The organism is Chlorobaculum sp. MV4-Y (genome assembly GCF_025244685.1).
In the GTDB taxonomy this organism is placed as follows: domain Bacteria; phylum Bacteroidota; class Chlorobiia; order Chlorobiales; family Chlorobiaceae; genus Chlorobaculum.
The window spans coordinates 1,618,828-1,640,348 of record NZ_CP104202.1; the positions used below are offsets into that span (position 1 = coordinate 1,618,828).

The following is a 21,521-nucleotide window of genomic DNA, read 5'->3' on the forward strand; positions in this document are numbered from 1 at the left end:
TTCAGCTTCAAACAAAACTGACAAAAATGGAAAAGAAAGAGAATGTGCTCTTCCTCTGCACCGGCAATACGGCACGAAGCCAGATGGCTGAGGGATTGCTCCGGAGTATGGCTGGCGACCGTTTTGAAGTCATGAGCGCCGGTCTGGAACCGAAAGAGCAGATCGAGCAGATCGCTGTAGAGGCGATGCAGGAGATCGGCATCGACATAAGCTCGCAGAAAACAAAGTCGCTCGACCTCTATCTCGGAAAGGTTTTCATTCACCATCTCATCGTGGTGTGCAGCAAGGCCGAGGCAAGCTGCCCGTTCATCTGGCCGAGCATGCTCGATGGCCGCCGTTATTACTGGCCGCTTGACGAACTTTCTGCCGAAGCGCAAACGAGGGAACAGCGGCTGGCCCATTTCAGGAATGTCCGCGATGAACTGCGCGGAAAATTACAGGAGTGGGTCAGGAGTGTCGAATGATCCATCCCGCCTGCCAGGACTCCACTTCCTTGTCCGTAGCGATTCAACCAGCCCGATTTCCGCGGAAAAACAGGGAAAAACGAAGGGGCTTGCTATATTTCCGGAAAAGCTGCCGACACCGGCACCGGACTCAGGCTTGCCGATGCATCGGAATTGAAATGAACTCCATACAAACCCGAAACCACATGAACAAACAAACTGCTCGCACCTTATCCGCAGCAATGATTTTGCTGTCAGCAGGCCTTGTCATCGGCGGATGCAGCCCCACGGTGAAGGTGGAGGCGCCCGACAAGCCGATCACGATCAACATGAACATCAAGATCGACCACGAGATCAGGGTCAGGGTCGATCGTGACATCGACAACGAGCTCCAAAAAAGAAAGGACATTTTCTAATCAGGGAGAATTACCATGCACATGTTAAAAACGTATCGTCTCGCGACGCTGGCAAAAACCTTCGTCCTTTTCTTCACGCTGTTCGCCGCATCCGCAGCATCAGCTTTCGCGCTCGACCTCGAAACAGCCCGCTCGAAAGGGCTGATTGGCGAGGTTGATGACGGTTATATCGCCATTCCTCCGGGCAAGGGCACCGAGGCGCAGCAGCTTGTCGAAAACGTAAATCAGGAGCGCCGCGCCGTTTACACCGACATAGCAAAAAAGAACGGCATCTCGGTCGAAGCTACCGGCCAGCGCACCTTCGAGAAGCGCTATCCTGGCTTCCCTGCCGGTACTTGGGTAAAGATCAAGGGCGCTTGGTCACAGAAGTAAACTGCCTGAAGTGAAGTGGCTTTTGCGCATCATCGAAACCCTGCTGCTGCTCGCGGCTCTTGCCGCTTTTGGAGCATGGCTCGCTTTTCCGTGGTACGCCCAGGCGCTCATTGATCGCGCGACAGTCGGCAAAGGCATCGCCGTGAAACTGCACAGCCCCGGACGTCCAGAGCTGTCGGGCATCGGCTTCGACCGGCTCGACGCCACGATTCGCATCAAACCGGACTCCTGCGTGACGGCCCCCGCGGCCTTCACGCTCAAGCTCCTGAACGGCCGACTCTCCTGGAAGCGCATCGCCGGAAGCGCAACACCAACATTCGGAATGCAGCTCGACGCTGACTCCGTCGAGGTTCTGCAGAACCCTTCGGAGATCCGCTTCCGGCAAGCAAAACCCCGGCTCCGGGCGCGCCTCGATTTGCTGCCATCCGGCGGCATCCTGCCCTCCATCGCTCCCGATTCAATCACCGTTGCGTTCAGAAACGGGCAGGCCGAGGCTGGGCAGCTGCGCATCGAAAATATTTCGTACGACGTACTGCTCACCCGTTCACACAAGTGGGTGCAGCAACCGGCGCTGTTCAGGGCTGAATCACTTTTTTCAGGCAGCACCAAAACGCCGCTCTCCAGCTTTGAGGCAACTTTCGGCCTGCAACGCCATCCCGGCAAGCCTTGCACCCTGACCTTCAGCAACTGCTCGCTGCAACTCTCCGGCATTAAAGCATCAACCCCCAAAATAGAGTTCAACCTCCGGAACAAGCGCACGGCCTTCGTACTGAAGCTCGACAACGCACCACTTGATCAGTTCTCGCCCGATTCCGGGCCTGCCAGCCTCACCGGCAAACTCAGCGGCTCAATTCCGGTCGAATACCTCGACTCCACGATCCGGATCAGCAACGGCAGCATCGATGCCGCGAAAGGCACTGCGTTCACATTCAAGACAAAAGGCACGAAAATCTCCTTCGAGGCCGGACGCAAACCCGGCGAGCCGCAGCTCATCGAGAACCTCAACGCCAAAATAACGCTCGACGGTACAAATGGCACGGTGTCGGTAATCCGCCTCGACTCGGTTTCGGCAAGGCTTTTCGGCAGCCGAATCGCATCGACGCCCACGCGGTATGATCTCAAATCGGGAGCGACTGCGGCCACCATCAGCATTGACAGGGCTCCGATCCTCGACCGCATCCGGCTGACCGGAGAGTTCAGCGGCTCAATGAACGGGCGGCTTTCAGGCACGATCCCCGTTCGGCTCGACCGTAACGGCATTGCCATCTCCAACGCCAGACTCTCCGCGCAAGGTGGTGGCTCAATCCGGCAGAAACTGCCCAAACAGCCATCCGGCACAGACGAGCTGTTCTCGAAAACGGCAAGCAGTGAAGTGCTGTGGGATGTCACTGACCCCACCGTCACGCTGAACCGGGAAGCGGCAGGCAAACTGACGATGGAGGTCGCCCTCAAGAGCCTCAAGCGCAAGACAGGCAGCGGAGAGCTGCTCCTCACTTCGCCGAAAGGTACACTCACGATGTTTGCCCGCCCTGCAAAACCTTCGCTGGTCAGCGTGTCAGACTTTTCGGCAGGGCTCCTCGACGGCACGGTCGCCGTCAAACAGATGGATTACGACCTCGAAAAGAAGCACACCGAAACCCTTGTGCAACTCAACGGCATCCCGATCCAGTCGCTGCTCGACCTGCAAGGCGCTTCGAAGCTCTCCGCAACCGGCACCATCCGCGGCGCCATTCCCGTCGTACTCGACAACAACGCCTTCAGCATTCCCGACGGAAGCATGAACGCCGAGAAGAGCGGACTCATCATCTATGCGAGCACCCCGGAAGAGCGCGCCGCCGCCGGAGCCGGAATGCGCCTCACCTACGAAGCGCTCGGCAACTTCTTCTACTCCGAGCTGGTTTCCACCATCGCCATGACGCCAGACGGCAACTCGACGATTTCGATCCAGCTCAAAGGCCGCAACCCCGACTTCCAGAACAACCGGCCAGTAAGCCTCAACCTCAACATTCAGCAAAACCTGCTCGACCTGTTCAGAAGCCTCACGCTTTCATCAGACATCGAAGAGGCGATCTCGAAAAAAGCTTTGGAGAAAAGCCAGAAGAAATAACGCTGGCGAGGAAGCGCAGATGCACTCAACTCAATGGAGTCACGCGCACTTGTGCATGAAGGACCCGGTGACGGTACCCACTGCGCTCTTCTTCAGATAACGTTCACACTGCCTGCGAATATCGTAACCGAGCATCGAGCCGAGCACGAAATCCTCCTCCGGCGTCAGTTCACGCAGCTTCTTCTCTCCGCAGATCGACCGCACAACCGCCACGCATTCCGGGGCTCCAAAAAACACATTGATCGTCTTTGTTCCGGCCGCATGAATGTGGTAGTCGATGCCGAACCTGCGCAATCTGGCCGTCACCTCAGCCATCTTTTCGATGGGCAGCGTGTGCATGACCAGGTTCCGCAATCCCTTGCGAAACTCGTAGATATGGTGGGTCAGTACTTTCATGGTTGTCGTTTCCTGATTGTTTGAAAAACTCTCGCTCTTGTTCGCTCGCCTCGCGAAACTCAATCCAGGCGAAGGTTTGCGGCTTCGGTTCGCCTCGTTCCTCTCTTCGTTCTTGACGAACAGGCCTCTGGCGGTTTACTTGTCTCTTGTCGATGGATCGAAAAGAGAATGATCGTTCCACTGTTTCAACAACCAGACAACTACTGCCATGTCACTGAAAATTACCGAAGAGTGCACCTTCTGCGCCGCCTGCGAACCCGAGTGCCCGGTCAACGCCATCAGCGCGGGAACTGACATGTACGTCATCGACATCTCGGCATGCACCGAGTGCGAGGGCTATGCCGACCAGCCAGCCTGCGCCGCCGCCTGCCCCGCCGAGTGCATCGTCAAGGCGTAGCGCCGCGCTCACTGACCGGCGCTCTGCCTCGCTGGCGGCGCGAACGGCTCACTGCCGCTGCCAGCCTCACCGAAACGCTCCTCGTTCGGGACCTAAACATCGATGATCGAGGCGATATCGAAGGCAATGGTAACCAGCTCCGAACCATCCGCGATGGTCAACGGCCCCTGAAAAGGGGCCTTTTGCATGACCGTGCAGCGCTTGCCGGGCAAGAGGCCGAGCCGGGCGGCATATTCGAGCACTTCGGGATCGGCGCTCCGCAACTGGGCGATGCGAACCGTCCGTCCCTCCTCGACCGCCGAGAGCGCTTCGAGCCGCTCTTTTCCGACGGAGCCGTCCCGCGCCGGAATCAGGTGGCCGTGCGGATCGTGCATTGGGCAGCCGAGCATCCGGTCGAGCGCGTCGGCAAACCTTTCGGAGATGAAATGCTCCAGCCGGCAAACCTCTTCGTGAAGCTCGTGAATGCCGTAGCCCGCCTTTCTGAAGAGGAAAGTTTCAAGCAGCCGCCGCTTCCTGATAGTGCGGCAGGCGGCTTTGCGCCCCCTCGGTGTCATCAGCACCCCTTCGCGCCACTCGTGGCGCAGAAACCCGCGCTCCGTCAGTTTCGCGATTTTTTCGGAGACCGTCGAAAGCGAGTGTCCCATCGCCCTGGCGATATCGCTCACCGACGCCTCGCTCCCCCTTTCGGTCAGCCGCCAGATCATCTGGAGGTACATCTCGCTCGACTCGCTCAACGGCTCCAGTTTTCCACCGGCGGCCTCCCTGCTTCGGTTCACTGCACCGCTCTTTTTGCGCGTCATGACAGATAGGGCCTGATCGAGCAGACCCACCGACGAATCCGCTCCTTGGTGAGATGCTCCTGATTATCAGCGTCGAGCGCGAGGCCCACGAACTTGCCGTCGCGCAGGGCTTTCGAGGATGAGAATTCGTAGGCGTCGTTCGGCCACGCGCCAACCACCGTCGCGCCGCGAGCAACGAAGCGGTCATACAGAATCCCCATCGCATCGACATACCAGGCGCCATAGGCGAGCTGGTCGCCAAGCCCAAAAAGGGCGACGGTTTTGCCCGTCAGATCGAGCTGGTCGAGGGCGGAAACCACCTCGCGCCACCCATGCGGCAACTCCCCCATTCCCCAGGTCGATGTTCCGGCGATCACCACATCGTACTCCGGCAAAAGGCTCACCACCTCGCGGCTCACCTCGAACAGATCGAGCTGATCCTTACCGATCTCACCGGCGATCAGCTCCGCCGCGTTGCTTGTATTTCCAGTCTGCGACGCCCAGACCACGGCTGTTTTTTTCATTGCGATTCGATGATTTTCAGTTTTGCGTTCCATTCGAGCGGTCATTTTCCCCGGATTCGGCGGCGGCGAAGAGCTTGCCGATGCCGAGATCCGCGCTCACGGCATTGCCAATCGCCTTGCTGAACGCGGCGAAATCTTGCAACAAAATCGCCAGCGTCACCACGCCGAGCGAAAAGATCATCGGCGGCGGCGTCTCTTCCTGCCTTTCCGCCAAGCCCTTTTCATACCGGAAGCACTCCTCCATGATCAGGTAGAGCGTCTCCCGGTGAATGGTGATGTTGACATAACGGTATCGCAGGCGGAAAGCTCCGCACTTGCAACGGCTCACCTCTATCGTCGAAATGCAGGCTGGCACTTTCGGTTCATTGCTGTTTTTGTTCTCTTCGTGCATCTGTTTCTCCTCGCTGTTGTATCGGTTTCCTGGTTGATTGTCTGCTGCTCATTGATCGAGGCCCGGCGCATCTCCCGGATGAATCGCGAGAGACGCGCCAGCCATGAAGGCTCACTCCTGCCCCGCGCCGCCTCCGCTGACGACGTGATGAGGCAGGTTGCCCGCATGATGCCGGTGAACCCGTCCCCGATTCAGCAACGACTTGCGAACCTCCTCGTCGAAGCGAAAGCGGGCGCGCCCTTCCATCGTGTCGATGATGCGGGCCTTGTGCAGCATCGAGCTGAAAATGTGCTCCTCCTCGTGCTGCTCGGCGACATACCACTGGAGAAACTGAAAGGTCGAGTAATCCTTTTCCAGCAAGGCCGCATCGACCAGTTCATTGATGCTTTTGGTGATCGCTAGCTCGTGATTGTACGCCGCTTCGAGCAACTCGATGTGCGACTTCCACTCCGGCGCAGGCGTGGTGACGTCGCCGATCAGCGCCAGCGAGCCGGTTTCGTTGATGTAATCGAAGAGCTTCATCATGTGCGCACTCTCCTCCTCGGCGTGGGCGCGGAAAAAAGCCGCCGAGCTGTCGAGCGACTGCGAGAGCAGCCACGCGCTCATTTCGAGATAGAGATGCGCCGAAGCCGCTTCGAGGTTGACCTGACGATTCAGTTTTTCGAGAATGGTGTTACTAAGCATGATATGACTTGTTTACTGTTGATTTAGTCTGGAGTTATGAAAAACCGTACATCTGAAGGCAAGCATCACCTCCTCGTTTTGTTTAAACATTATTTAAATAAGAAAACGAGCAAAAAAAATTGGCGCTGCCGATGGCCGAACTCACTCGACCCATTCGTAGTAGATATACCCCTTTCCGCCGCACTTGCCGCAACAGGCCGAGCCGAATGCATCGTGCTGCTTTGCAACGACGCGCCCCTTGAGAATCCAATGATCAAGCATTGACTCGACCAGCGACGAATCAGCCTTGAAGTGACTGGCGATCTCCTTGAGCGAAGCGCTCCGCTTCTGTCGGAGATAGTCCCGAATGTCGGTTAAGCTCATGATTTGTATTGGGTTATGGTTTTTTTGAAAAATTGGTTGCAATAAGGCCGCCTCAGAAACAAACATCCAGTCGTTTTTTCTCCTTCGCCTTCGCCACCTCTGTCATTCTGAGCCCGACGCAGTCGGGCGAAGAATCCAGAAAATCCACGTAATTCATTATGAATAATCAACTTAGCACCAATCACGGAGAAACTGGATTCTTCGCTACGCTCAGAATGACAGGGAAACGAATAACTCACGCCTTCTCTTTCCTCCCGAACGCGCCGTTTCCTGCCAGATACATCAGCATCACCGCGACGGCAAGCACAAACAGCATTGCGGCGACCCATGCGGCGGATGCGCCGGGATGCGCGCCCCACGTGCCGATCTGGTAGCTCAGCACGGCAAACACGTACGCCAGGCCGGTCGTCCACGCTCCGGCGAAAAGCGTCCAGCCGAAGTTGGTCTCGCGATAGACCGCCGCGATGGCCGCCGCGCACGGGAAGTAGAGCAGAATGAACACCAGGTAGGCGAACGCGCCCGCCGTACCGTCAAAGAGGTTGACCATCGAGCCGAAGATCGACGCGCTGACGCCCTGCTCCTCGGCCACCGCGCCCTGGTCGCTCACGTCACCAACATTGATGCCGAGCGGGTCGAGCAGCGATCCGGCAATGTCCGCCAGATTCTTGGGAATCGTAGCAACCGCCTCGCCGAGTCTGGCCAAGAGGCTGAAGCCTTCGTCCCCGCCGTCAGCCGCAGCCTTCGAAGCCGCAGCCTTCGCGTCCATCGCCGCGTAGAGCTTGTCGAGCGTACCGACCACCGCCTCCTTGGCGAACACGCCGGTGAAAATACCAACGGCAGCGGGCCAGTTCTCCTTCTGTACGCCAAAAGGTTGGAACACCGGCGCGAGCGCCTTGCCCGTAGCGGCAAGCACGGAGTTTTCGCTCTCCTCGTTGCCGAAGCTGCCGTCGGTGCCGATGGAGTTCATGAAACCGAGCACCACGATCACCGGCACCAGCACCTTGCCAGCCTTCACGAGGAACGAGCCGAGCCGGTCACCAACCCTGAGAAGCACTCCCTTGAGGGTCGGCAAATGGTAAGGCGGCATCTCCATGATGAAGGGCGACGGTTCGCCTTTGAGTAGCGTCTTTTTGAGAATGAAGCCGGTCATGATTGCCACGACGATCCCCATCAGGTAGAGCAGGAAGACGAGGTTCTGCCCGCCAGTCGGGAAAAAAGCCGCCGCGAAGAGCGCATAGACCGGCATCCTCGCGCCGCACGACATGAAGGGGGTCATCATCACCGTCATGATGCGGTCGCGCTCGTCGCTGATCGTGCGGGCGGACATGATCGCTGGAACGTTGCAGCCGAAGCCGACCAGCAACGGAATGAACGCCTTGCCGGGCAGGCCGATGGCCCGCATTCCGCGATCCATCACGTAAGCCGCTCGGGCCATGTAGCCGGAGTCTTCAAGGATCGACAGAAAGATAAACATGAAGCCGATGGGCGGAATGAAGGTGGCCATCGTCCGCAACGCGCCGCCCATACCGCTTGCAAGCAGCGCCGTGAGCCACTCGGGGGAGCCGACAGCTCCGAGCAGCCTGCCGAATCCATCGACGAACAGCGCACCTGCGGCGATATCGAAAAAGTCGATGAACGCGCCACCGAGGTTGATCGTAAAGAGAAACATCAGGTACATCACGCCGAGAAAGAGCGGAATGCCGAGAAACCGGTTCAGCACCAGTGAATCAATTTTGTCGGAGAGCGTTTTTCCGGTGCTCTCCTTGCGGGTGATAGCCGCTGCCGACAGCTCGGAGACGAGGCGGTAATGCGCGTCGGCGATCACGATGTCGGGATCGTCGCCAAGCGCTTCGGCAGTCCGGTCGCGCTCCTCAGCGAGCGACGTAAGCGCCGCACCATCAAGCCGTTCCTCAAGCTCGTGATCGTGTTCAAGCAACTTCATGGCAAACCATCCGGGATCGTAGCCAAGCTCGCGAGCCTGGGTGCCGGTCAATTCCGCAACCCGGCGGATCGCCGCATCGAGCTCCGCCGGAAAACGCACCTTCAAGCTGGGCACGGAAGTACCGTCAGTCGTAAATCCTTTTGCAATAGCCGCTTTCAGCTTTTCAATCCCCTCGCCGCGAGAGGCCACCATCGGAATCACGGGGCAGCCGAGCAGCGACGAGAGCCGCGCCGGATCGACCGAAATGCCGCGCTCTTCCGCCGAATCGACCATGTTGAGCGCCACCACCACCGGCACGCCCATCTCCAGAAGGCGGCTGGTGAGATAAAGATTGCGGTCGGGGTTGGAGGCATCGACGATGTTGACGACAAGACCCGCCTCTCCGGAGAGGATGTAGCTCCGCGCCACCTCTTCGTCCTGCGAAAGCGACGAGAGCGAGTAGATACCCGGCAGATCGACCAGCTCGTACTCTTGGCCATCGTGGCGAAAGCGTCCGCTCTTTTTATCGACCGTCACGCCCGGCCAGTTACCGACCCGCTGGTTTAATCCGGTCAGGGCGTTGAAAATCGTCGTCTTGCCGCAGTTGGGATTACCCACCACGGCTACGATCCGCTTGAGCGGCGAGGCTGGAACCTTCGCGCTCACCCGTTTTTCCTGTACAGACGCTTCCATCAGCGCACCTCCTCGACCGTGATGTTCTCTATATCGGACTTGCGTAGCGACAACCGGTAGCAGCGAACAGTCATCTCGACCGGATCACCCAACGGCGCGACGCCCTCGATCCGCACGACCTCGCCGACCAGCATCCCCATCTCGGCCAGCCGCTTCCGCAGCCCGCCCGACGACGGCATGGCGACAATCCGCGCGGACTGGCCCTTTTTCAGTTCAGACAGTTTCATGATGCAACCCTCCTGACCATGATGCGCATGGCAACGCCCCGGTCGATAGCCACCCTGCTGTCGTGCACCCGAACCAAGAGGGGCATCCCCGGACTGTTTTCGATGATTTCAATGGTCTGGCCGACGGAAAACCCCATCTCGGCCAGACGTTTTCCATTTTCGCGGCCATGTGCGTGATGATGACGACCATGACCGTGCTCGCACCCGCCACCAGCACGGAGGTTGACGATCTCGCCAACTTCCCCTTTGCCAAGCATTCCTAACGGAGCCATAACCACCCCTCCGCTCAGAAACGCATCGTGATGCCCGCCAGCCAGGCGGTGTCGGTCTCGGCATCGTTCAGTCCGCCTCGGACTCCGAAGTCGAGATCGACATCCTTGGAAACACTATAGATGAGACCGCCGAGAAGGTAGGCTGGATGGTTGTCGGCATCCCGCTCCTCATTGGTCTCAACACCGATGTCAGCTACCGCCATCAACCTTTCGGCCACCTCGACCTCCCCGGCCAGCGAGGCACGCCAGACACTCTTCCGGTTGACCGCCCGATCCTCGTCAATAGCGTAGTCGTTGTACTCGTAACCGAGGTTCAGGTGCAGCGCCCCATGTTCAAGAGTGTGCGTGGCGATCAGTGTCACATCGCCGCACACCCGGCCATTGCCGAGTCCCTTCGCCTCATCGCCAGTCGGCAGTGAAATGCCCGGCTTCAACGCCAAGCTCGTCCGCTGGTCCGCGCTCTCAAAAAAGCGCCACTTGAGCTGAAGCGACAGGTCACCGATACCGTTCTCATCGGCAACGGCCACGCCATTTTCCCACACCTTCGACCAGCTCAACGGCACACCCGCCACGAGGTCAATGGTGTCGGAAAGACCATATGAGAGCGTGGTAGCAAGCTCCCACCCTTTTTCGCGCATGGAGACACCATCGGCCGATTCGCGATCGCGAGCGTACTCCATTCCTGCTTCGATCTGGAACTTCCCGGCTCCCTGCGTTCCGGTATCGTCGGTTTCGAGCGGCATCGCCGCAAAAGTTGGGACAGAGCACAACATGCCCGCGAGAGCGAGTGAAAAAACTTTGGAAAATGAGAGGTTCATCGGGTTGAAATTTTATGGTTAAACGGAACAAATGCTTGATCGAACTCAATGAACATAATTTTTATTTAGATTAATTACAAATAAGAGACAAAAAAAGACCCCAGCAAAAAGCAGGCGATCAAGAAGAATTATTCCTCATCAGGAACTATCAAGGTCATTTCAGGCTTGATGAGGTACTATTCCAAAAAGCAAAGTCAAACACAACAGAACAAGAACAAGAACAAAAGGAACGCTAAACCATGTCACCACAATTTGATGACGACTTGTATTATGACATCTCCATGCCACTGCTTGGGGACGATTTTCCGGAACTGAAGGTTCAGACGACGCATGGCCCGATGAACATTCCGGGAGATCTGAAGGGGTCGTGGTTCGTGCTTTTCAGCCACCCGGCGGACTACACGCCAGTTTGCACGACCGAGTTCGTCGCCTTCCAGCAGCGGGCGGAGGAGTTCGAAAAGATCGGCTGCAAGCTCATCGGCATGAGCGTCGATCAGGTCTTCTCGCACATCAAGTGGGTCGAGTGGATCAAGGAGAATCTCGATGTCGAGATCACCTTCCCCGTCGTGGCCGCCAACGACCGCATCGCCAACCAGCTCGGAATGCTGCATCCCGGCAAGGGAGCCAACACCGTGCGGGCGGTTTTCGTCGGCGACCCCGAAGGCAAGGTGCGCCTCGTGCTCTACTACCCGCAGGAGATCGGGCGCAACATTGACGAGATCGTGCGCGCCGTCAAGGCCCTGCAGATTTCCGACAGGGAAAAAGTCGCCATGCCTGCCGACTGGCCGAACAACTCGCTTATCAAAAACCGCGTGATTGTGCCACCGGCCACCAACGTCAAGGACGCTAAAAAGCGCAAGGATCAGTACGACTGCTATGACTGGTGGTTCTGCCACAAGCCGCTCGACAAGTGAGCCGCTGACACCTGACAAAAAAAGCCCCGGAACTGTAAGATGATCGGTTTCGGGGCTTTTTTGTTTTAATTCGAATGATTTCAGCGATCCACGCTCCGGTTATTTCCGGGCGATCAGCCTCCCCCGCCCGACCTTTCCCGCCGCCGAGGCGTCGCGCCAGAGGGTGATGCCCTGCTCGACTGCGTCGTACATCTCCTTTCCATAGTTATCGATAATCGCCTGGCGGAAGTCGTTTTGCACCATGTCGAGATAACCCTGAACGTAAGTGGCGAAATCGGGCGTGAGGTCTTCCTTTTCGACCACCGTCAACCCAGCCTGTTCGGTGAGCGCGGCGTATCCATCGAGCGTCTCCATGTACGGGAACACCATAAAGGTGTTGAGCGCCATCACTTCCTCCTCCGTCATCGGCCCGGATTCCAGCCAGTCGGTAAAGGCGAGCACGCCGCCCGGTTTCAACACGCGGGCGCACTCCTCGATGAGCCGCTGCTTGTCGGTGATGTAGCACCACGCATCCTGCCCCCACACCACGTCGAAGGTGCCCGCCGGGAACGGCATGTCGAGCGCGTTGCCGAGCACGTAATTGATTTTATCCGACAGGCCCTCCGCTTTTGTACGGCGGTTGGCCTCTTCATCCATCCGGCGGGTGGCGTCGAGGCCAGTGACGCGGCAGCCGTAGTTGCGGGCAAGGTAACGAGCCGGACCGCCAAGCGCGCTGCACACGTCGAGCAGATGCGTCTGTTCCGTAACTCCGGCTTTGTTGGCAAGTACGTCGGTTTCCGATTCCGCGCCGACGTGAATCTGCTCGCCCATGAGCATCTCCCACAGGATGCCGCCCGCGCCGTCGTAAACTTCGCTGACGTTTCCGATCGTGACATCGAGTTTGTGCTTCGCCATAGAATCCTCTCTTTTGATTGGTTGAAGTTACGCTTGTGTTTGCACCGTCCGGATCAGCCAGCACTTCGGGTCAAGGCCGTCCGCGTCGCCGCTGTAGTAGTACGCGCTGGCCCGGCAGCCCCAGCAGTGAGCGTTGTTGACGCAGTCGTTGCAGGGCGTGGGCAGGTTCTGCACGTCGTGCAGCTCCGCGTGGACGAGCGTGTCGAGGTGCCGGGCGATGATTTCTCGGAAGGGCGTTTCGCGGATGTTGGCTATCCCTTCGCGGATCACCGAGCACGGCGTCACATCACCGTTGAAGGTCACCGTTGCCATCGTGCCGCAGTAATATTTGTCGGTGTCCATCGCCGCGATGGAGATGTTGTCGTCGCCGTAATTGATGCGATCGCGCTCCGTATAGACCCGCTGCACCTCGTCGAGGCCCGGCTCGAACGCCCGCCACTCCGCACCCATTCCAGCGGGATTGAACATCGTCAGGCAGGTGCGCAGCCCCTTTTTTTCGAACCACCAGCGCATCGTTTTGATGGCGTCCTCCGGCCCCTGCTCGGCGGTGTAGGTGATGCAGTTGATCATGTGATCGGAGGGCTTGCCGAGCTCGAGCAGATTGTCCACCCCCTCGACAATGGCGTCGATGAAGTGCGCATTGCCGCCGCGGTGCAGCCGGGCGTAAACCTCCGGCGTAATGGAATCGACATGCACCGAAACGAAGCCGCCCTCGCTCACCTCGTGCACGCGGGCCGCGACCTCCTTGTTCTTCAGCGGGAGCCCACTCGTCCAGACGTTGTTGATGAGCCCCAGCGACCGGGCATACTGCATCAGCTCGTACCAATCCGGACGGACGAGCGGATCACCGCCCAGCCAGTCGATGGCGCGAATTTCCAGCGCCGCCGCATCGCGAAGCAGGCCGCGTATTTCATCCGAGGTGAGGCCATGATGCTCGCGGGGAGTCGAACCGGCGTAACAGAAGATGCACCCCTGCTGGCAGGCATCGGTGGTCTCGATTTGCAGCGCGTAAAGCCGCTTCTTTGCAAAATACCGTTTCTGTTCATCCTCTCGCCCGGCAGCCATCCCGCCATACCGTTTCAAGTGATCGTTGATGCAAGCCGCCACAGTCTTGTCCTCCACGAAGATTCTGTTTGATGCTGTAATAACCTTAAATCGAACAGGTCGTTAAAAGTGAAAAAGGTTCCTTCGAGCAGGGTTTGCGAATATGCCCCCTGCTGAAAATTCACGCGGTTTTTTTGATGAAAAAACAACAATTTCACCGACGTGACATTGCCACTTACATCATAAAACGCTACATCAATCATGCGATACCCTAAATTTTTGCATATATATTCTTCCCGTTCAGGAACCTCTATACCCCTTCAATCCAAACGGAGAAAACATCATGAAAGCTAAAACAACTGCTATCGGCATTTTGTTTACCACCCTGACTTGGACAGGCGCAAATGCAGACATTATAAGCACGAACCCGATTACCGGCAATAACCAAGGTCTTCAAAATCCTTATACAGCCAGCCTGTACATTGCATCAAACAGCAGCGCGTCAGGAATCGGGCGAGGTTCCGGCATATCGGGAAAAAGTGGTAATGATCGTTATAATGCGAGTGGGTGGAATACTACCGGATCGCTTGACGCCAACGATTATTTTACCTTTACCCTGGATGCCAACGATGGCTACCGGATCAATTTCGAAAGTTTCGTATATACCGGCACGGCATCAGATTCAGGCCCAACAGCATTCGCGTTCAGGTCCAGCCGTGACGGTTTTTCATCAAACATCGGATCGCCGACCGCAACGGGGACAACCATCGACCTGTCTGACAACAAGTATCAGAACCTCACAGACCCCATCGAGTTTCGTCTTTATGGCTACTCGGCATCAAGTGGTTCCGACACCTTCAGCATCAATGACTACACCTTCAACGGCACCGTTGAAGCCGTCCCCGAGCCCAATACTTTGGCGCTTGTCGGCGTCGGCTCAATGCTGATGCTCGGCAATCTGCGCCGGACACGCAAGCAGGGCAGTACGGTAGAGTAACTGCGTATCTGTTCTGATTCACGATCCCGGCTCTTCAGGAACGGCGGATAAAACGCAAAACCCGCCATTCCGACAGCAGCCGGGATCAATGTGATAGGCCATTTAGTGCAATACCAGAACGATATTCATTGGCGCATTCGACCTTTCAGCAGATTTGGAAAGGTGATGATACCGGCGTGCAGAAAAGCTTTTTACAGCCGCTATACCCTATCGGGCATTCGCTCACTCCATTTCACCACAGGTAAACCGCAGCACGCGGCTCACGGCTGACCTCAAAATTCCCGGCATACGGGCAACATCGGCGCGGGACAGGCCAGGTTTGTCAGGACGGTAGCGAGTTCTTGCCGGACGATAATCCGTATCGCCGCCATCAGGCGGTCATCAGGCGATACTGCGCGTGTCTTGTCTGAGAATAGTCCATCGTGCTGCATCAAAGGTTATCAAACAACATCGATGGAAATCTCGCACAAACAAGTAACCCCGTTCAACCACCATGGGGGTTAAACGGGGTGTGATTTTTTTGACATACGCTAAGCATGCAATGAAATAGAAAAAGTGCCTCCGGAAAGCCGCTTCAGCTGCGGCGTTCTGGCGCAAAAACCGGAGGATCGCCAATTTTCAGTAATATCAAGGAGCATGAGGTCGAATTTAAGTATTGTTAAGGTCTGTATCTATAATAAAAAGCGTTGGTTATAGGGTAACCGGAGAATCTTTTACTGGCATTTTCCCCCTATCTCTCTACGCTGTAATAGCAAAAGCTGTTTTTTGCTCTCTTTCCCATGGGCTGAAAATTATCCTCCGGTTTACCACTCCGTACGGTACGGTTCATACTCAAGCCGCGTACCTTCGAGCACCTCTTTTATTTTCTGCGCCTGCATCGTCATCGACCAGCACCAGAGAAATCATGTTCCTGACCTCGTTGCGGAACGCAGTCACGCCCGCGTTGAAATTTTCCCATGAAAAGTCGGCGCCAGCCTCCCATGTCTTCGAGGTTTCAGCTTCAAGATCGGGATTTGACAGAACGATACTTTTTTTGGTCGTCAGCGAGCCGGTGTAGAGTTCGTAGATCGAAGGCGCACGGAAGCCCTCGCCGTATGAGGCCCGCAGTTTGAGATGCGAATCGACCGGCAAAAGCACCGCAACCTTGGGGCTGTACTCCGAACCGAAATCGGAATGGTCGTCGTACCGCACGCCGACGATGATCGTCAGCGGCTTCAAACCGGTGAACTCGTCCTGGAGGTAGAGACCGAGGTTGTTCACGTCGTGCTCGATGGAGCTGGTATCGGTGGTGACGGAGGTGGTTGGGCCACTGTTGACCGCCCCGGTTTTGGTGACCACCTTTGTCGTAACGGTGCTGCTTGAATCCTCGGGCTTCTCTACGCAGTACTCGACACCTGCTGTCAGGCGATGATGATCGGCGAACCTGCCCGTCCAGCGGGCATCGAACTGGTCGTAATCCTGCGACACCTTCGTGCGGCTGGCCGTCGTCGTAGTGCCGGATGCTGTTGCGCTGGTGACGGTCGGCACGCCGTCGTGATTGTCCGTGTCTGATCGCCAGTCATAGGTGCTGCGGGCAACCTTCAACGAAAGGTTCGACTCCTCGCCTGTTTTTATCTCCACCCCGGCATGAACAAGCAGCCGGTCGCTGTCCACCCACCGGTCGAAATCGCCAGTTGTCTGCGTGCGGATGCCATCGAGCGAGTTGTCGGAATAAACCATCCCACCGGTCAGCTTCACTTCTGGTGTCAGGTTGTAAGTCAGCGCGACCGATCCGGAGGCGATACGGCGATCGTCGCCATCGGTCATCAGGTCGGATTTGTCCCGGTCATACCGGTCACGATCGTAATAGGTACCAGCCACAGCAAAGTCGAGCTTTCCCGCCGATCCGGTCAGCCATCTATCGGTCTCGACCGTGCCGCCTCTCCGAAGCGGCTCTCGCCCCCGGAAACCGACAACCCGCCGTGCAACTCTTTGGTCGGCTTGCGCGTGATAACGTTGATGACACCGCCGACCGCATCGCTGCCGTAGAGGGCCGAGCCGGAACCCCTGACGATTTCGATGCGCTCGATCATGCCCGCCGGAATTTCAAGCAGATCGGAGTAGCCCTGAAACCCGGACTGCAACCGGTAGCCATCGATGAGCACCAGCGTCAGGCTGCTACCAAGGCCGCGTAATTTTGCCACGCCAAGCCGTCCGTCCGTTCACCGGTTCGAGAGCATTGACATCCTCCACCTCCGCAAGCACATCGGCAAGATTCAGGGAGCCGCTCTCTTCAATTTCCTGCTGGGTGACGACCTCGACGGCCATTGGCAGTTTGGAGACAGGGTTTTCGGTTCGGGTTGCGGTGATGACAATTTCGTCAGCCGTCCAGCCTGAAACGGTACCAGCGGCCCAAGCTTGCGAGCTTGCGGAGCCAATGATAACCGCCGCGATCAGTATCCGGCAGGATCGGGAATTCAGTACGTCCATGAACGATATGTTTTTACAGTTATAACGATGAATAAAAAATGAGCCTGATCGGCATTCACGACAAACCATCGGTACACACGAGGGATCACCCCGCATCTTCGATCAGCTCGCCGCTGCGGAGCCTTGTGCGAAGCGCGAGAAGGCGGTTGTCGAGGGCTTCGAGCTTTTCGAGGTTCTCTTTTTCCTTCGGCGTCGTCGTAATCACCTTGAGGATGCCGCCATTTCTGATGACCAGACGGCGTTCGGCCATCAGCGCCAGAATCGGGTCGTGGGTGGCCATGAGCACGATCTTCTCTTTTCTGACCAGAAGCGAGAGAGCCTTCTTTCTATCGATGCCTGCGTTCTCGATCTCGTCGATCAAGACGACGGGCGACGAGCTGAGAAATGCCGTATCGGCGATCATTAGCGCTCGCGACTGGCCGCCGGAGAGCGAGGTGACGGGCGTCGTGGCGGTAAAGGGTTCGCCTGCCAGCAGGTTGGCCTGCGTGACGATTTCGCGCACCACCTCATCGACCTTCTCCACCATGCGGCTTTCGGCGTGCATCGCCACAAATTCGGCGACGGTGGTATCCATGACGAAGTTCATGTTTTGCGAGAGCTGCGCCACCAGCTTGTATTCGAGCGAAAAGCGCAACTCCGTATCGGGCTTTTCGCCGTTGACGTGCATGATTTTGGCTCGCGGATTGGCGCGGCGTACCTGAAAAGCGAACACCTCGCGCTCGGCCTGCGAGACGATGTCGCCTTTTGTGATGACCACGATGTCGGCGTACTTGAGCATCGGGCCGATCTTCTTCGGCGTGGTCGCACCCATGAGGTTGTCGATAACGCAGACGGCGAGCACCCCCTTGATGTGCGGGGCACAGCGGTTGCAGAGACCCGCGCTTTCGGAGAGCAGGAAGTCGAAGTCTTCGCGAATGCCCCAGTCGAGGCACTCCTCGATGTTGCTCACGAAGTAGTGATCGGGGCAGAGATTACCCGACAGCCCGGTCTGGACAGGTACACCAATGGCGCGAAACACCTCATCGTCATTGGTGGTGAGACAGTCATACTTGAGCGCCCCGACCTTGAGGCCGGAAGCCATCATGGCGCGAATGACTCCGGCAAGCACGGCGGTCTTGCCCGAAGACGGAGGGCCGGATATGGTTACGAGTTTCATAGAGTATTGATTTTTTTACTACAGGTCGTCCGCTCTTGTCATTCTGAGCGAAGCGAAGAATCCAGAAAGCCTCGTAAGACACTGTGAATCAGTCAGTTATCACCTGATCCTCGAAGAAACTGGATTCTTCACTTCGCGTTGCTTCGTTCAGAATGACAGAGTTCTTTCACGGCTTTCTTTACGAGTTATGCCAACAGTCATGTCTGGAACACATCCTCCCGCAGCCCCTTTTTCAGCTCGACGTCGAGCGAGGCGGTCACGGTTTCGTAGTCGTTTTGCAGCAGGAACTCCCATGAGGGGAAGCTGAAGGGCTGCGTCCATTCGAACTCGTCGGCGAGGCGGAAGTCGCCAAGGCGCAGCGCCTGCCGGATGACGTTGCTGTGCATGAAGTTGACGAGCGGCTGACACTCCTCCTTCCGCAAGCGCTTCACGTACATGAGCATCGGGGCGAGCACCGGGCCGTCCTCGAATTCGAGAATCGCCGCCCGCTTTTTCGACGGCATCTGCACCGTGGCGGCGTTGGGCAGGAGGTTGAAAAGCGTGCGGCGCGGTTCCGCCGAATCGAGGCGCTTGAGGATTTCGGCGAAGTGCCAGATGTTGCGGATGTTGCCCGCGAAGTCGGTCACGGCGCTGCTACCGAGCTGCTCTTTGAGCAGCAGCAAAAGCGCGGCGATGCTCGCCTTGCCGTTGTAGCCGTGCACCGTGATGAGATCCTTGTAGAGCGGATCGACCAGATCCGTCCAGCGCCTCGGGTAGGGCACGATGGTTTCGAGCGACAGGTCGCACACCACGCTCCAGAAGCCGGTGCTGAACAGGCCGATGTTGTGCTCCGTCACCAGCTTGCGGTACGACTCCGGCATTCGCGCGAGCGCCGCCTGGCTCGTCACGCCCTCGTAAATGCCGCTCTCGATGAAGCGCTCGCGGAACCCCTTCGCCATCACCGTGTGCAGGCCGGAAGCCACGAGCACTTCGGGCAGTTCATCCTCGGTCATCGCCGCCTTGAGTTCGCCCTCAATCCCCTTGGTGTCGCCGTCGAGCAGCATCGGCGAGTAGATCGGCGTTTCGTGCGAGGCGTTGAAGAGCGCCGCGAATTCACCGATGGCCATCTTGCAGGCCACCTTGAGCGGGCAGGGCATGTTCATGTAGAAGTTGATCGCTCCCTTTTTGATGAGCGGCACGCCGTTGCCCGTGGTTCGGCGATGCAGCGGTGGCGGACTGCACACCGCGAGGACGTTGCCGTCCCGATCCATTTTATCGACTGGTTTCATCATGTCCCGGTTTTGATTTTGCGCTCTGTACCGGCGCGACATCCGTGGAGGCAAAAGGATGCAGCACCTCGCGCAGCTCGGCATCAGTCAGGTCGCGGTGAAAGAAAATGGTGAAGTACTCCCGCACGGCGGCTTCGAGATCGATGCGATACACGTCGGGATAGAGCAGCTCGGCCAGCCAGAGCGTACCGAGAATCCGGTTCGTACCCGGCGGGCGGTCGAACCAGCCGAAGGGCAGGAACGGAATCTGGTGGATTCGCCCCTCGCGGACGGCGGGAACCCGCTGCCAGAGCGGATCGGCGGCGATGGCGCGATACGTGTTCATCGACGGCCCCATGCCCGTCCAGACGATCACCTCGTCGGGATTCCATTGCAGCACCTGCTCCATCGACACGGCGCTCATCCCCTTGCCGGACAAAAGGTTGACCTGCGCCACGTTGGTCGCGCCGACGAGGTCGATGATCTGGCTGTGAAACGAACCACTCGGATCGGTATTCAGGCCGCGATTGCCCTCGGCGTAATAGACCCGCTTCCGCTGGCTCGCGGAAATCCGGGCCGCCTTTGCGAACACCGGCAGCAGCCACTTTTCGATGTATGCGGTCATCTTCGCCGCCTGCTCCTGCCTGCCCAGCAGCTCGCCCATCGCCGCGAACGCTTCAGGATAGCGCTTCATCTCCATATCGACCATGAAGACCGGAACGCCGGTTCGCTGACTCAGCCGGTCGGCCTGGTCGATGCTTTGCGGAGTGATCGAGAAGTAGGAGACGATGACGTCGGGATGCAGGCGCACGATCTCTTCGGACGAGCCGTCGGAGAAAGGCAGCTTGAGGTAGGCGGGACTCATGAAGCGCTCCGCGCCGTCGGTCATCCAGAGCGAGCGGTTCACCATCAGATCGGGCGCGATGGCGTAGAGCGTCACGCTGCCGGGGCGCGTCGCGGAGGCCCGTTCGATGGTGACGGGAACCGTCATGCGCCGCCCGGCCATATCGACCACCTCGCGCGTCGCCTCGCCGGGCCGCTTGCCGCCGGAGGGCTGGCACGCGGCAAGCAGCAGCAGGAGGAGCGGCAGAAGCCAGCGGAAGGTGCGCGGCGATACGACTCTCATGCCTCCGCCTCCGCAGGTTTGCGGAAAATAATCCACGTTCCGGCCTCTTGATGCTCCACGACGCCATCGATGCCGAGCCGCTGGAGCATGGCGCGGAAGTGCTCCGGCGGATTCTGCGTCATGCGCTCCTTGCGCTTGCGGTTCCACTCGGGATCGTCGGCTTTGGCCGCCTCGATTTCGCGGAGCAGCTCCGCCGTGCCGAAGCCGCCGCCCATCCACGCCCAGCCGCCGGGCCGCAGCACGCGATACGCCTCGGCCAGCCCTCGCGCCTGATCCTCCCAGAAAAAGATCGAACCCCGGCTCACCACCAGATCGACCGAACCGTTCTCGAACGGCAGCGCCTCGGCCACCCCCACCACGGCATCGACGCGATCCGCGACGCCCGCTTCGGCGCTGTTCTCGCGGGCCAGCTCGACGCACTCCGGCATGAGATCGACCACCGTCACCTTGAGCGCGGTGATCTTTGCGATGCAGACAGCCAGCATCCCCGGCCCGCCGCCGAGATCGACGCAGCGCCCGGAACTCACGCCCGTCCGCTCGACGATCTGCGCGGCGATGACCGGATAGATTTTGCGGAAATGCCCCTTCATGATCTTCTCGTTGAACTCCACCGCATTCATCGTGTAACTCATTTTTTATAGCGTTTTGTTTATAGCTCTGACAACAACGACTCGCGAAGGTTGTTGAGCAAGATTTTGGGCTGAAGCCCATGATTTTTTTATGCCTTGAACCCCGGCCTGAAGGCCGGGGCAATTTTGGAGAACTAACTTTTCCAAAGTCATCCACCTTCTCCTGTTTTTTTGCTCTGCCCTTTCAAACTCTTAACAATTGCCCCGGACTTCAGTCCGGGGTATGCAGATAAGTCAAAATA

General features: G+C 58.0%; 26 protein-coding genes. 7 read left to right on the forward strand and 19 right to left on the reverse strand.

The features are described 5' to 3' along the window. Window positions 1-26: 26 nt before the first annotated feature. From NY406_RS07945 to NY406_RS07960, 4 genes are all read left to right on the forward strand, one after another. Entirely contained in the window at window positions 27-464 is a 438-nt protein-coding gene (locus NY406_RS07945) for an arsenate reductase ArsC (protein ID WP_260533559.1), read from the forward strand. A 185-nt stretch (window positions 465-649) separates the two neighbouring features. Continuing rightward, window positions 650-859, forward strand: coding sequence for a YnbE family lipoprotein (locus tag NY406_RS07950; RefSeq protein WP_260533560.1), 210 nt, complete (start codon window positions 650-652; stop codon window positions 857-859). Between the two features lie 15 nt (window positions 860-874). Continuing rightward, complete coding sequence (locus NY406_RS07955) at window positions 875-1,231, forward strand: YdbL family protein (RefSeq protein WP_260533561.1); 357 nt, start codon at window positions 875-877, stop codon at window positions 1,229-1,231. A gap of 10 nt (window positions 1,232-1,241) precedes the next feature. Further along, window positions 1,242-3,338, forward strand: a complete 2,097-nt coding sequence (locus NY406_RS07960) for a YdbH domain-containing protein (protein ID WP_260533562.1) — start codon at window positions 1,242-1,244, stop codon at window positions 3,336-3,338. A gap of 39 nt (window positions 3,339-3,377) precedes the next feature. Here the strand turns inward: NY406_RS07960 and NY406_RS07965 are convergent, their stop codons facing one another. Next, window positions 3,378-3,734, reverse strand: a complete 357-nt coding sequence (locus NY406_RS07965; protein ID WP_260533563.1) for a DUF2023 family protein — start codon at window positions 3,732-3,734, stop codon at window positions 3,378-3,380. 208 nt (window positions 3,735-3,942) lie between these two features. Between NY406_RS07965 and NY406_RS07970 the strand changes: the two genes are divergently transcribed. Continuing rightward, window positions 3,943-4,131 (forward strand): 4Fe-4S binding protein, encoded by a 189-nt coding sequence (locus NY406_RS07970; RefSeq protein WP_260533564.1) that lies wholly within the window; start codon window positions 3,943-3,945, stop codon window positions 4,129-4,131. A 92-nt stretch (window positions 4,132-4,223) separates the two neighbouring features. On the opposite strand, the gene NY406_RS07975 is transcribed toward NY406_RS07970, so the two are convergent. From NY406_RS07975 to NY406_RS08015, 9 genes are all read right to left on the reverse strand, one after another. Then, complete coding sequence (locus tag NY406_RS07975; protein ID WP_260533565.1) at window positions 4,224-4,931, reverse strand: metal-dependent transcriptional regulator; 708 nt, start codon at window positions 4,929-4,931, stop codon at window positions 4,224-4,226. Further along, the gene (locus NY406_RS07980; RefSeq protein WP_260533566.1) at window positions 4,928-5,434 is read right to left on the reverse strand and encodes a flavodoxin; all 507 of its coding nucleotides are present in this window, start codon (window positions 5,432-5,434) and stop codon (window positions 4,928-4,930) included. The genes NY406_RS07975 and NY406_RS07980 overlap by 4 nt, the downstream gene beginning before the upstream one ends. A gap of 16 nt (window positions 5,435-5,450) precedes the next feature. Next, window positions 5,451-5,825 (reverse strand): hypothetical protein, encoded by a 375-nt coding sequence (locus tag NY406_RS07985; RefSeq protein WP_260533567.1) that lies wholly within the window; start codon window positions 5,823-5,825, stop codon window positions 5,451-5,453. 111 nt (window positions 5,826-5,936) lie between these two features. Continuing rightward, window positions 5,937-6,509 carry a ferritin gene (locus tag NY406_RS07990; protein ID WP_260533568.1) on the reverse strand — a complete coding sequence of 191 codons (573 nt, stop codon included), beginning with the start codon at window positions 6,507-6,509 and terminating at the stop codon, window positions 5,937-5,939. A 141-nt stretch (window positions 6,510-6,650) separates the two neighbouring features. After that, on the reverse strand, window positions 6,651-6,872 hold the full coding sequence (locus tag NY406_RS07995; RefSeq protein ID WP_260533569.1) for a FeoC-like transcriptional regulator: 222 nt from the start codon (window positions 6,870-6,872) through the stop codon (window positions 6,651-6,653). A gap of 235 nt (window positions 6,873-7,107) precedes the next feature. Beyond that, window positions 7,108-9,486: a Fe(2+) transporter permease subunit FeoB gene (gene feoB / locus NY406_RS08000; protein ID WP_260533570.1), complete on the reverse strand. Its 2,379-nt coding sequence runs from the start codon at window positions 9,484-9,486 to the stop codon at window positions 7,108-7,110. Further along, window positions 9,486-9,713, reverse strand: a complete 228-nt coding sequence (locus NY406_RS08005) for a ferrous iron transport protein A (protein WP_260533571.1) — start codon at window positions 9,711-9,713, stop codon at window positions 9,486-9,488. The genes feoB and NY406_RS08005 overlap by 1 nt, the downstream gene beginning before the upstream one ends. Next, window positions 9,710-9,985, reverse strand: a complete 276-nt coding sequence (locus NY406_RS08010) for a ferrous iron transport protein A (protein ID WP_260533572.1) — start codon at window positions 9,983-9,985, stop codon at window positions 9,710-9,712. The genes NY406_RS08005 and NY406_RS08010 overlap by 4 nt, the downstream gene beginning before the upstream one ends. A 14-nt stretch (window positions 9,986-9,999) precedes the next feature. Next, window positions 10,000-10,803, reverse strand: a complete 804-nt coding sequence (locus NY406_RS08015) for a transporter (protein WP_260533573.1) — start codon at window positions 10,801-10,803, stop codon at window positions 10,000-10,002. A gap of 239 nt (window positions 10,804-11,042) precedes the next feature. Between NY406_RS08015 and NY406_RS08020 the strand changes: the two genes are divergently transcribed. Next, complete coding sequence (locus NY406_RS08020) at window positions 11,043-11,717, forward strand: peroxiredoxin (protein WP_260533574.1); 675 nt, start codon at window positions 11,043-11,045, stop codon at window positions 11,715-11,717. A gap of 99 nt (window positions 11,718-11,816) precedes the next feature. On the opposite strand, the gene NY406_RS08025 is transcribed toward NY406_RS08020, so the two are convergent. Beyond that, window positions 11,817-12,611 carry a methyltransferase domain-containing protein gene (locus tag NY406_RS08025; RefSeq protein ID WP_260533575.1) on the reverse strand — a complete coding sequence of 265 codons (795 nt, stop codon included), beginning with the start codon at window positions 12,609-12,611 and terminating at the stop codon, window positions 11,817-11,819. 27 nt (window positions 12,612-12,638) lie between these two features. Continuing rightward, entirely contained in the window at window positions 12,639-13,733 is a 1,095-nt protein-coding gene (locus NY406_RS08030; protein ID WP_260533576.1) for a radical SAM protein, read from the reverse strand. Window positions 13,734-13,998: 265 nt separating this feature from the next. On the opposite strand from NY406_RS08030, the gene NY406_RS08035 reads away from it, so the two are divergent. Further along, window positions 13,999-14,652: a PEP-CTERM sorting domain-containing protein gene (locus NY406_RS08035; protein ID WP_260533577.1), complete on the forward strand. Its 654-nt coding sequence runs from the start codon at window positions 13,999-14,001 to the stop codon at window positions 14,650-14,652. Between the two features lie 831 nt (window positions 14,653-15,483). Here the strand turns inward: NY406_RS08035 and NY406_RS08040 are convergent. From NY406_RS08040 to NY406_RS08070, 7 genes are all read right to left on the reverse strand, one after another. After that, window positions 15,484-16,512 (reverse strand): TonB-dependent receptor plug domain-containing protein, encoded by a 1,029-nt coding sequence (locus tag NY406_RS08040; RefSeq protein WP_260533578.1) that lies wholly within the window; start codon window positions 16,510-16,512, stop codon window positions 15,484-15,486. Between the two features lie 29 nt (window positions 16,513-16,541). After that, entirely contained in the window at window positions 16,542-16,835 is a 294-nt protein-coding gene (locus NY406_RS08045; protein WP_260533579.1) for a TonB-dependent receptor plug domain-containing protein, read from the reverse strand. Beyond that, window positions 16,810-17,121, reverse strand: coding sequence for a TonB-dependent receptor plug domain-containing protein (locus NY406_RS08050; protein ID WP_260533580.1), 312 nt, complete (start codon window positions 17,119-17,121; stop codon window positions 16,810-16,812). Before NY406_RS08050 ends, NY406_RS08045 begins: the two co-directional genes overlap by 26 nt. 85 nt (window positions 17,122-17,206) lie before the next feature. Continuing rightward, window positions 17,207-18,277 (reverse strand): GTP-binding protein, encoded by a 1,071-nt coding sequence (locus NY406_RS08055; RefSeq protein ID WP_260533581.1) that lies wholly within the window; start codon window positions 18,275-18,277, stop codon window positions 17,207-17,209. 197 nt (window positions 18,278-18,474) lie between these two features. Beyond that, window positions 18,475-19,548, reverse strand: a complete 1,074-nt coding sequence (locus tag NY406_RS08060) for an ABC transporter substrate-binding protein (RefSeq protein WP_260533582.1) — start codon at window positions 19,546-19,548, stop codon at window positions 18,475-18,477. Then, entirely contained in the window at window positions 19,529-20,650 is a 1,122-nt protein-coding gene (locus NY406_RS08065) for an ABC transporter substrate-binding protein (RefSeq protein ID WP_260533583.1), read from the reverse strand. Before NY406_RS08065 ends, NY406_RS08060 begins: the two co-directional genes overlap by 20 nt. Continuing rightward, window positions 20,647-21,282: a class I SAM-dependent methyltransferase gene (locus NY406_RS08070; protein ID WP_260533584.1), complete on the reverse strand. Its 636-nt coding sequence runs from the start codon at window positions 21,280-21,282 to the stop codon at window positions 20,647-20,649. Before NY406_RS08070 ends, NY406_RS08065 begins: the two co-directional genes overlap by 4 nt. Window positions 21,283-21,521: the final 239 nt, after the last annotated feature.

What these genes read in the sequence shown, in the direction of transcription:
- NY406_RS07945 (WP_260533559.1), top strand. Translation starts at nt 27, where the DNA reads ATGGAAAAGAAAGAGAATGTGCTCTTCCTCTGCACCGGCAATACGGCA.
- NY406_RS07950 (WP_260533560.1), top strand. Translation starts at nt 650, where the DNA reads ATGAACAAACAAACTGCTCGCACCTTATCCGCAGCAATGATTTTGCTG.
- NY406_RS07955 (WP_260533561.1), top strand. Translation starts at nt 875, where the DNA reads ATGCACATGTTAAAAACGTATCGTCTCGCGACGCTGGCAAAAACCTTC.
- NY406_RS07965 (WP_260533563.1), bottom strand. Translation starts at nt 3,734, where the DNA reads ATGAAAGTACTGACCCACCATATCTACGAGTTTCGCAAGGGATTGCGG.
- NY406_RS07970 (WP_260533564.1), top strand. Translation starts at nt 3,943, where the DNA reads ATGTCACTGAAAATTACCGAAGAGTGCACCTTCTGCGCCGCCTGCGAA.
- NY406_RS07975 (WP_260533565.1), bottom strand. Translation starts at nt 4,931, where the DNA reads ATGACGCGCAAAAAGAGCGGTGCAGTGAACCGAAGCAGGGAGGCCGCC.
- NY406_RS07980 (WP_260533566.1), bottom strand. Translation starts at nt 5,434, where the DNA reads ATGAAAAAAACAGCCGTGGTCTGGGCGTCGCAGACTGGAAATACAAGC.
- NY406_RS07985 (WP_260533567.1), bottom strand. Translation starts at nt 5,825, where the DNA reads ATGCACGAAGAGAACAAAAACAGCAATGAACCGAAAGTGCCAGCCTGC.
- NY406_RS07990 (WP_260533568.1), bottom strand. Translation starts at nt 6,509, where the DNA reads ATGCTTAGTAACACCATTCTCGAAAAACTGAATCGTCAGGTCAACCTC.
- NY406_RS07995 (WP_260533569.1), bottom strand. Translation starts at nt 6,872, where the DNA reads ATGAGCTTAACCGACATTCGGGACTATCTCCGACAGAAGCGGAGCGCT.
- feoB (WP_260533570.1), bottom strand. Translation starts at nt 9,486, where the DNA reads ATGGAAGCGTCTGTACAGGAAAAACGGGTGAGCGCGAAGGTTCCAGCC.
- NY406_RS08005 (WP_260533571.1), bottom strand. Translation starts at nt 9,713, where the DNA reads ATGAAACTGTCTGAACTGAAAAAGGGCCAGTCCGCGCGGATTGTCGCC.
- NY406_RS08010 (WP_260533572.1), bottom strand. Translation starts at nt 9,985, where the DNA reads ATGGCTCCGTTAGGAATGCTTGGCAAAGGGGAAGTTGGCGAGATCGTC.
- NY406_RS08015 (WP_260533573.1), bottom strand. Translation starts at nt 10,803, where the DNA reads ATGAACCTCTCATTTTCCAAAGTTTTTTCACTCGCTCTCGCGGGCATG.
- NY406_RS08020 (WP_260533574.1), top strand. Translation starts at nt 11,043, where the DNA reads ATGTCACCACAATTTGATGACGACTTGTATTATGACATCTCCATGCCA.
- NY406_RS08025 (WP_260533575.1), bottom strand. Translation starts at nt 12,611, where the DNA reads ATGGCGAAGCACAAACTCGATGTCACGATCGGAAACGTCAGCGAAGTT.
- NY406_RS08035 (WP_260533577.1), top strand. Translation starts at nt 13,999, where the DNA reads ATGAAAGCTAAAACAACTGCTATCGGCATTTTGTTTACCACCCTGACT.
- NY406_RS08050 (WP_260533580.1), bottom strand. Translation starts at nt 17,121, where the DNA reads ATGGACGTACTGAATTCCCGATCCTGCCGGATACTGATCGCGGCGGTT.
- NY406_RS08055 (WP_260533581.1), bottom strand. Translation starts at nt 18,277, where the DNA reads ATGAAACTCGTAACCATATCCGGCCCTCCGTCTTCGGGCAAGACCGCC.
- NY406_RS08060 (WP_260533582.1), bottom strand. Translation starts at nt 19,548, where the DNA reads ATGATGAAACCAGTCGATAAAATGGATCGGGACGGCAACGTCCTCGCG.
- NY406_RS08065 (WP_260533583.1), bottom strand. Translation starts at nt 20,650, where the DNA reads ATGAGAGTCGTATCGCCGCGCACCTTCCGCTGGCTTCTGCCGCTCCTC.
- NY406_RS08070 (WP_260533584.1), bottom strand. Translation starts at nt 21,282, where the DNA reads ATGAGTTACACGATGAATGCGGTGGAGTTCAACGAGAAGATCATGAAG.